General features: G+C 37.4%; 11 protein-coding genes. 4 read left to right on the plus strand and 7 right to left on the minus strand.

Features of this window, described 5'->3' with window-relative positions; all coding sequences use genetic code 11:
* The coding region (locus AC1DND_RS16115; RefSeq protein ID WP_477583113.1) for an organic hydroperoxide resistance protein at positions 1–378 on the plus strand (378 nt) is incomplete at its 5' end.
* A gap of 207 nt (positions 379–585) precedes the next feature.
* Here AC1DND_RS16115 and bioB read toward each other — a convergent pair.
* The 6 genes from bioB to AC1DND_RS16145 all read right to left on the minus strand — a co-directional run bounded on the left by bioB (position 586) and on the right by AC1DND_RS16145 (position 5,426).
* Positions 586–1,587 (minus strand): biotin synthase BioB, encoded by a 1,002-nt coding sequence (gene bioB / locus AC1DND_RS16120; RefSeq protein WP_477583115.1) that lies wholly within the window; start codon positions 1,585–1,587, stop codon positions 586–588.
* A 111-nt stretch (positions 1,588–1,698) separates the two neighbouring features.
* Positions 1,699–3,048: a magnesium transporter gene (gene mgtE, locus AC1DND_RS16125; RefSeq protein ID WP_215132336.1), complete on the minus strand. Its 1,350-nt coding sequence runs from the start codon at positions 3,046–3,048 to the stop codon at positions 1,699–1,701.
* A 51-nt stretch (positions 3,049–3,099) separates the two neighbouring features.
* On the minus strand, positions 3,100–3,396 hold the full coding sequence (locus AC1DND_RS16130; RefSeq protein WP_477583117.1) for a type II toxin-antitoxin system RelE/ParE family toxin: 297 nt from the start codon (positions 3,394–3,396) through the stop codon (positions 3,100–3,102).
* Positions 3,396–3,638 (minus strand): type II toxin-antitoxin system ParD family antitoxin, encoded by a 243-nt coding sequence (locus AC1DND_RS16135; RefSeq protein WP_477583118.1) that lies wholly within the window; start codon positions 3,636–3,638, stop codon positions 3,396–3,398. Before AC1DND_RS16135 ends, AC1DND_RS16130 begins: the two co-directional genes overlap by 1 nt.
* Before the next feature lie 52 nt (positions 3,639–3,690).
* Positions 3,691–4,812 carry a magnesium/cobalt transporter CorA gene (gene corA, locus AC1DND_RS16140; protein WP_477583119.1) on the minus strand — a complete coding sequence of 374 codons (1,122 nt, stop codon included), beginning with the start codon at positions 4,810–4,812 and terminating at the stop codon, positions 3,691–3,693.
* 2 nt (positions 4,813–4,814) lie between these two features.
* On the minus strand, positions 4,815–5,426 hold the full coding sequence (locus AC1DND_RS16145; protein WP_477583121.1) for a WbqC family protein: 612 nt from the start codon (positions 5,424–5,426) through the stop codon (positions 4,815–4,817).
* A gap of 39 nt (positions 5,427–5,465) precedes the next feature.
* On the opposite strand from AC1DND_RS16145, the gene AC1DND_RS16150 reads away from it, so the two are divergent.
* A complete protein-coding gene (locus tag AC1DND_RS16150; protein WP_477583122.1) occupies positions 5,466–6,047 on the plus strand; it encodes a lysophospholipid acyltransferase family protein in 582 nt (193 codons plus the stop codon).
* Positions 6,048–6,123: 76 nt separating this feature from the next.
* Positions 6,124–7,137 (plus strand): glycosyltransferase family 2 protein, encoded by a 1,014-nt coding sequence (locus AC1DND_RS16155; protein WP_477583123.1) that lies wholly within the window; start codon positions 6,124–6,126, stop codon positions 7,135–7,137.
* A gap of 149 nt (positions 7,138–7,286) precedes the next feature.
* Here AC1DND_RS16155 and aroQ read toward each other — a convergent pair whose 3' ends face one another.
* Positions 7,287–7,703, minus strand: coding sequence for a type II 3-dehydroquinate dehydratase (aroQ, locus tag AC1DND_RS16160; protein WP_230149900.1), 417 nt, complete (start codon positions 7,701–7,703; stop codon positions 7,287–7,289).
* A gap of 49 nt (positions 7,704–7,752) precedes the next feature.
* On the opposite strand from aroQ, the gene AC1DND_RS16165 reads away from it, so the two are divergent.
* A partial coding sequence (locus tag AC1DND_RS16165; protein WP_477583125.1) for a tyrosine-type recombinase/integrase occupies positions 7,753–8,489 on the plus strand: 737 nt, incomplete at its 3' end.

Below are 8,489 nucleotides of genomic sequence, written 5' to 3' on the forward strand. Positions count from 1 at the left end.
ACTGGAGGACGAGACGGACACATTAAATCGAGTGATGGAATTTTAGATTTCGATTTAAGAAAGCCAAAAGAGCTTGGCGGTCAAGGAGGCGCCACAAACCCAGAAGAATTGTTTGCTGCTGCCTGGGGGCCATGCTATTTGGGAGCCTTAGGTGGTGTAGCGGAGCGAGAAGGTGTTGATATTAGTGAAGCAAATGTAAAAGTATTGGTTTCTTTTAATAAAGATGGTAATGCATTTGTTCTCTCTGCAGACCTGGATGTACATATTCCAGGGATTTCGCATGAGGAAGCACAGGCCTTGGCTGATAAAGCGCATAGGGCATGTCCGTATTCTAAAGCAACCAGAGGAAATATTGAGGTAAGGGTAACCGCAGTTTAAAGCGAAGCCGGATACCGGGATGTCAGATGTTACCATCTCACATTAAAATAGGATTCAACTTGGTGTCAGATAGAAATATATGATACCGCTATAAAAAAGTCCCGATTTTAGTCGGGACTTTTTTATTTACAGTACTTAAGAATCGAAACTTATCTTTGTGTCAGTTGGAAACAATTGACACCACGGATATCAGTTTATATTTTTTGATTAAATAGCTTCCTGTTCAATTCTTGTATTTGCTGGTCTGCCATTTTTAAAGGCGTCGCGGGTTTTTAGTCCCAGTAATTCAAACATGGCCATATCATCAACAAATGCAGGATTTGGTGTGGTTAATAATTTATCGCCTGCAAAAATAGAGCTTGCCCCTGCCATAAAGCAAAAAGCTTGTTCTAGCGTACTCATTTCGTTTCTACCGGCTGATAAACGCACCACCGAGTTTGGCATTACGATTCGTGCTGTAGCAATCATTCTTACCATATCCCAGATTGGAACACGGGGCTGATTTTCTAAAGGAGTACCTTTTACGGGCACTAAAGCATTAACGGGAACTGATTCAGGATGTTTTTCCATGTTTGATAAAGTCTGCAACATTGAAACACGGTCTTCTACCGTTTCGCCTAAACCAATAATACCACCACTACATACCGTTAATTTGGCTTTACGAACATTTTTAATGGTATTTAATCGATCATCGTAAGTTCTGGTCGAAATAATACGTTTGTAATCATCTTCAGAGGTATCGATGTTATGGTTATATGCATATAAACCAGCATCAGCTAAACGTTGTGCCTGGTTTTCGGTAAGCATACCTAAAGTACAGCAAACTTCCATATCCATATCATTCACGGCTTTCACCATTTCAATTACACGGTCAAAATCGCGGTTATCACGTACTTCGCGCCATGCGGCTCCCATACATAAACGTGATGCCCCCCCCTCTTTTGCCTTAACTGCGGCGCTAACCACTTGGCTAACCTGCATCAATGGTTGAACTTCTAATTCGGTATGGTAGCGGGCTGCCTGTGGGCAATATGAACAGTCTTCAGCACAACCTCCAGTTTTGATCGAGATTAATGAACTTACCTGAACTTCATTGTAATCTTTATTTTCTCTGTGGATGCTTGCGGCTTCGTAAACCAGATCTAAAAATGGTCTGTTATAAATTTCTTGTATTTCTTCTTTTGTCCAATCGTGTCTTGTTTTTTGCATCGGGATCAGATTTTACAGATTTAAAGTTTGTAGTCTAAGTTAAATTAACAGGCGCTCAATTTAGTTTTGCAAGTTTTAAATCTTGAAATCCTAAAATCAAGTAAATCCTGATTATAGTAAAAGTTTGCTGGCCAATCCTAAAATTAATAGGAAACCAAAAACGTCGGTAAAAGTAGTAATAATTATAGATGATGCAATGGCAGGATCGATACCTACCCGTTTTAAAATTAATGGAATACCAGCACCCGTGATGCCTGCAATTACCAGATTGCCCGTCATAGCCAGGAAGATAACCAATCCAAGCATTGGGTTTCCATCAAAAAAGTAAGCAAAAATAAATACGATTAATCCATTGGATGCACCATTTATTAAGCCTACGGTAAATTCTTTTAAAACGGTACGATAGGCCTGTTTATCAGTCAAGTCGTAAAGTGAAATACGCCTAACGGTTACGGCAAGTGCCTGGGTAGCTGCATTTCCACCCATCCCCGCAATAATGGTCATGTAGGCCGCTAAGGAAGGAATTAACTTAATGGTTGGATCAAAATAACGTACTACAGATGAAGCTAAAAATGCTGTACCGAGGTTGATAATTAACCATGGCAAACGCGATTTTACCGCTTCTACCCAGTTACCGCTCAATTCTTCATCTTCTGATACCCCCGAAATTTTCAAGATATCTTCGGTACTTTCAGCCTCCATTACATCGATCACATCATCGAATGTTACCCTACCGAGTAATTTCTGGTGATCATCTATTACTGGAATACTGGTTAAGTTATATTGTGAAATTAGGTTCGCCACTTCTTCCTGATCGGTATCGGGATGCACATAAACTGCATCTATTTTAACCAATTCGGTTATTTTGGCATTGTGTTTTGCTTTAATAATGTCTTTTAATGAAACAATACCTTTAAAAATCTCCTCATCATCCACTACATAAATGGTGTAAAACTCCTCCATTTCTTCACTCTGCCGGATGATCTCGTCGATTGCATCTTTTTTAGTGAGGTTGATGTTTACACAGATCAGCTCCGTATTCATCAAACCACCCGCGGTTTTTTCGTCGTAAGTTAAAAGGTTCCGGATTTCTGAGGCATGATCTTCGGTAAGGTCTTCTAAAATCTCTTTCTGCTCATGATCCTCCAGTTGGGAAATGATGTCGGTCGCATCATCATAATCCAGTTCTTCAACAATCTCCGTACGTTTATCGGGATGGAGCTCAAAAAGTAAATCTTCCGGATGGGATTCTTCATCCATCTCAGAAATAATCTCTGAAGCTATTTCTGCCGGAAGCAGGTTGATAATATGCCGCTGTTCGGATTTATCTAAACGCTCAAACAAAATCGCGATTTCTGAGGCATGGTACTCCTCTAAAACTACTTTTAAAGTTTCATCACCAGCTAAAATTGCATTTTTAACCTTGAGTACGTCGCTTTTATCTATTTCGAATGACTGCATCTATAACCTAACCAAAAACGCCCTAAAGCTACAAATATTAAAAATTGATTTTTACAATAAGTGACTTTTAATGTTAGTCATTTGATGTAATATTCTGATTATTTCCACTAAGCCATCCGCTCCCAGTTTATAGAATATTAGATGCGATTTAACCGCCGAACACCTATACCCCTTTAATATATGATCCATTATCTTTCCATATTCAAAATGGTTTGATATATATTCACACTCACTGAGTAATAAACCGTAGTATCTATCTGCTTGATCTTTAGACCAATTCTTAAATGTATATAACCAAATATCTTCCAGATCTGTCTGCGCAGGTTCACTGATACGGTAGGTAACCATTATAAATGCTTGCGGTGCAACTCCTGCAAATGTTTTACAGGGTCGAAATTCTTCACGAACCCACTTGCCTCTCCTATTTTTAGCGCTTCACGCAGCAATTCGATTTGCTTCTCTTCTTCCTCTAATAGCCTTAAACTTGTTCTAATTACCTCACTGGCTGAACTAAATTTCCCAGAGGCGATTTTTTCGCTGATAAAATTATCGAAGTGATCTCCTAGTAGTATTGATGTATTTCGTCCCATAACTTTATATATTTAGCTTAAATATACCAATAATTGGTATAAATACAAAACACTATTTAAACCAACCTTTGCGCCAAAAATAAATCACCTGCAAAATCGCTATTATAGCCATTACAATCCAGGTGTACAAATAACCATGTTCGGCGTATAATTCGGGCATATTGTCTTTTAGTATCTTTCCGGTTGCTGGGTCTTCCCTACTAAAGTTCATTCCGTAAATACCTGCAATAAAGGTTAGTGGAATAAATATGGAAGAAATGATGGTCAAAACCTTCATGATTTCGTTCATCCGGTTACTGATAATGGATAAATTCATATCAATATTGGCTGAAGCAATCTCTTTTAATGATTCGATAAAGTCAATGATCTGGATACAATGATCGTAGGCATCCTTCATGTAGGTTTTGGTGAGATCTGATATTAATGGACTATCGGTACGGATAATATCATTCAGTTTATCCCGCTCCGGCCAGGCTACTTTTCGGATCATGATCAATGACCTTTTAATCGCCTGTGTATCGTACATGATTCTCCTGTCAGGATGATCATATAAACGATCTTCAATTGTATCCAGTTCTTCGCCCCAAAAATTTAACAGGGAAAAATAATTATCCACTATCACGTCCATAATGGCATACATCAGGTAACTAATACCACCTATACGAATGTTTCCCTTCCCTATTTCCAAACGTTTCCTAACGGGCTCAAAACAATCGGCATAAGTTTCCTGAAAGGTAATCAATGTACGTTCTGACAGGATAAAAGAAACCTGATCATTATTTAAAATATTCTCCTCATTTAAAAACAGGTGCCTGCTAACTGCAAAAATGTACTTGTCATTATCATATTCATCCAGCTTGGGTCGCTGGTAAGAACTGGTAATATCTTCTAATACAAGCCTGCTGATACCTAATTTTGAATAAAGTGTTTCGAATATATTAGGATCTGCTAATCCTTTAATGTCAAACCAATAGCAGAAATCTTTATTTTCAATCAGTTTATCAATGTTATTGATATTCTCCAATTCCACTTTTTTATAACTTTTATCGTTATAAATATGAAGTACAATAATTGGCTTTAATGCATCTTCATCAATAGTGTATAAACCCGGGCTGGTACCTGGGGCTGGAACTTTATAGTGCTTATGGCGGTTACGCGGCTTATTTTTTCCCATAATTATAAATATAGCCGGGCTTGTGGACCCTGGTTAAACAACAAATCAACAATACTTAAGTTGGGCAAAAATTGATGTCTATCTTCAAAAACCTGATAATATGGCTTATTTTTTACAATATCGTCCTCCTTTTTAGGGTTCATAATGGTACGAAAATCCAGCTCAGGAGCAATATCATCAAAATATTCGGTAGTAACTTCGAAGCTTTTATTGAGCTTTAACTTTTTGGAGAGCCATTCTACCAATTCGAGGTTATAATCGAAAAGAAATTCAAATTTTTGATTATAGAACCGTGAAAGTTCATCTTCATAAAACTCAAAATAGGCCGAACTTCTATAGCAACTTTCTAAGCTCAACCAATGTAAACGTTGCCATTTAAAGTCATAACTAATCCGCACATCCTTCATTTGCGTGTGTGTTTTTGAACCTTTAACCACAGGAACGGTAATATCGAGTTTTCCGTTTGGAGAATAAATACTGGCCCTGTTGCGGTAAGTTTGCTTCGCTAAATGTTCATGTTTTTCGATTAAAAAATCTACCTCCAGCTTTTGTAATAAACTAAAATAGCCTACTGGTGGAAGATAAAATAATGGAAGTATAGCTGTATTCTGCATTTGAAAATTTATGTTTGTAGTTGAAACGTTTTAAAAATAATGATTAAAAGAGGGATTGCGCACGTTGGCGTATTTTTTTTATACCTGTTATCGCTGCTGCCTTTATCTTTGCTCTTTTTTTTTGCAAGATTACTATATTATCTGCTTTATTACATAATAGGCTATAGAAAAAAAGTTGTCAGGCAGAATTTAACCCACTCTTTTCCCGAAAAATCTCCGGTAGAAATTAAGGCTATTGAGAAAAAATTTTTCCTGTATTTGGCTGAACTTATTTTCGAAATTATTAAAATGAGCAGCATTTCAAAAGCTGAAACGCTAAAAAGGGTAAAGTTTACAGGACTGGAGCAGCTCGAAACCCATTTTGCGGCAGGAGAAAGTATATTGGCTTGTACAGGCCACTATGGTAACTGGGAATTGGGCACATTAGCTTTAGGGCTTAGTATTTCTGCCAAAACCATGGTGATTTTTAAACCCATCAAAAATAAAATTTTTGAAACCTGGTTTGATTGTATGCGTACAAAATATGGTAATGTTTTCATTGCCATGCGACAAACTTTACGGGGCATGGCCACCTATAAAAATGACCCTACGCGATTACGAATCTGCACTTTAAGTTTTTAGAAAATATTATCAAAGAACAGCCTCAATATTGGCTTTGGAGCCATAAACGCTGGAAATTTAAACCCGAATAAAAAGAATGAACCCATCAGTAGCCGTTGTAATTTTAAACTGGAATGGAAAAGCATATTTACAGCAGTTTTTGCCCGGAATTTTGCTTTCTGAGTATGATAATCTGCAAATTGTTGTGGGCGATAATGCTTCCACCGATGATTCAGTTTTGTTTTTACAAGAAAACTTTCCTAGCGTTAAAATTATCCAGAACGACCAGAATTACGGTTTTGCTGGGGGCTATAACAAGGTTTTAGAACGTGTTGAGGCCGATTATTTTATCCTGCTCAATTCGGATGTAGAGGTAACCCCTAATTGGATAAAGCCGGTAATTGATTTAATGGAAAGCGATGCACAGATCGCAGCAGCACAGCCTAAAATTAAATGGCAGTTAAACAAGAAACAATTCGAGTATGCGGGTGCTGCCGGAGGTTATCTAGACATCTATTCTTTTCCTTTCTGCCGTGGCAGACTGTTTAATGTGTATGAGTTTGACAATGACCAGTACAATGATAAAACGGAAGTTTTTTGGGCCAGTGGAGCTGCTTTTTTTATTAAAAGTAAATGCTGGCAAGAAGCGGGCGGTTTAGATGCCGATCTTTTTGCTCATATGGAGGAGATAGATCTGTGCTGGCGTTTAAAGAACCTGAACTATAAAATTATGTACTGTCCGGACGCCGAAGTTTACCATGTAGGCGGTGGAACTTTGCAGACGGAGAATCCTTTTAAAACTTATCTCAATTTCAGAAACAACCTCATCATCATGCAGAAAAACCTACCTGCCAGTGATGCCGTTTTCCGAATAACAATCAGGATGTTTATTGATTTTATTGCGTGGTGGCACTTTTTGCTTACCGGAAAACCTAAATTTACAATCGCAGTTACGAAAGGCCATTGGCATTTTCTTAAATCGCTTTCAAAAACGAACAAAAAGCGGAAAACCGTTCAAAAAGCGTATAGCCAACATGCTGGAGTATATAACAATAGCGTTGTTTGGGCATTTTTTATTAAGAAAATTAAATATTTTTCGAACTTGAAGTAAATCGTGAATCGTCATTCCCAACCCGATTGGGAATCGTAATGCATAAGTTTTAAGATTCCCGTCTGCACGGGAATGACGACCAATCTTTTTGAACTTTTATTGGAGTGCTGTCAGATGTTGCCATCTGACAGAATTAATATCAGAATAGATTAAATCAGCAAACTTTCAATAGCTAAACGATAACCTTTTATGCCAAAGCCAGTTAAAACACCTTGACAGTTTTTACCGGTTAAAGAGACATGACGATATTCTTCGCGGGCATAAATATTAGATATGTGCACCTCAACCACAGGGGTTTTAATAGCTGCAATCGCATCAGCAATAGCAACGGAGGTATGGGTGTAACCTCCTGCATTAAGCACTACCCCATCATAACTAAAACCAACTTCATGCAATTTATTAATAATTTCGCCCTCAACATTACTCTGATAGTATTCAATTTCTATATCCGGATAAACCGTTTTTAATTCTTTAATATAATCTTCAATACTGGTGTTTCCGTAAATAGATGGCTCGCGTACACCTAATAAGTTTAAGTTTGGGCCGTTAATAATTTGTATTTTCATAATATAATGTTGTAACGTTGCAATGTTATAAAAAATCTCAAATAAAAGCATGCTTTTGCCATCATATATTAAAGGATTTAAATCGTATTTAAAGTTAGAGCGGTCGTTATCTGGTAATTCTGTTGATGCCTATCTGAGTGATATTGATAAATTGATCCAGTATTTTCAATCTTTAAACAAAGAGCCTAAACTAACTGACATTACCATCATTGATCTAAAATCCTTTATCTCTTGGTTGAATGAACTGGGTATGCAAGCCAGTACACAAGCCCGGGTAATATCAGGATTAAAAGCTTTCTTTGCCTATTTAATGCTCGAAGATGTAATTTCAACTGATCCTACAGCATTGCTCGAAGCACCAAAACTCAGCAGAAAATTACCAGATACTTTGAATATATACGAGATTAATGAACTTATTTCTGCCATAGATGCTTCAAAGCCTGAAGGCATGCGTAATAAAGCTATTATGGAAGTGTTATATGGCTGCGGCTTGCGTGTAACTGAATTAACCGAACTAAAGATCTCAAATGTGTTCCCACAGATCGAATTTATAAAAGTAATTGGAAAAGGAAATAAAGAACGTTTAGTGCCCATTGGAAGCGTAGCCTTAAAACTGCTCGATATTTACATCAACGAAGTACGTGTACATGCTAATATTAAAAAAGGGCATGAAGATTTCATCTTTTTAAACCGTTTTGGCGCTAAACTTTCGCGTATTTCGATTTTTAACCTGATTAAAAGCCTGGCTATATCTACCGGATTAAAGAAAACAATCAGTCCACATAC

Source organism: Pedobacter sp. 01N416 (assembly GCF_056399685.1).

Coding starts and splice junctions, on each gene's coding strand:
- bioB (WP_477583115.1), bottom strand. CDS start 1,587: ATGCAAAAAACAAGACACGATTGGACAAAAGAAGAAATACAAGAAATT.
- mgtE (WP_215132336.1), bottom strand. CDS start 3,048: ATGCAGTCATTCGAAATAGATAAAAGCGACGTACTCAAGGTTAAAAAT.
- corA (WP_477583119.1), bottom strand. CDS start 4,812: ATGGGAAAAAATAAGCCGCGTAACCGCCATAAGCACTATAAAGTTCCA.
- AC1DND_RS16155 (WP_477583123.1), top strand. CDS start 6,124: ATGAACCCATCAGTAGCCGTTGTAATTTTAAACTGGAATGGAAAAGCA.
- aroQ (WP_230149900.1), bottom strand. CDS start 7,703: ATGAAAATACAAATTATTAACGGCCCAAACTTAAACTTATTAGGTGTA.
- AC1DND_RS16145 (WP_477583121.1), bottom strand. CDS start 5,426: ATGCAGAATACAGCTATACTTCCATTATTTTATCTTCCACCAGTAGGC.
- AC1DND_RS16130 (WP_477583117.1), bottom strand. CDS start 3,396: ATGGTTACCTACCGTATCAGTGAACCTGCGCAGACAGATCTGGAAGAT.
- AC1DND_RS16135 (WP_477583118.1), bottom strand. CDS start 3,638: ATGGGACGAAATACATCAATACTACTAGGAGATCACTTCGATAATTTT.
- AC1DND_RS16150 (WP_477583122.1), top strand. CDS start 5,466: ATGATTAAAAGAGGGATTGCGCACGTTGGCGTATTTTTTTTATACCTG.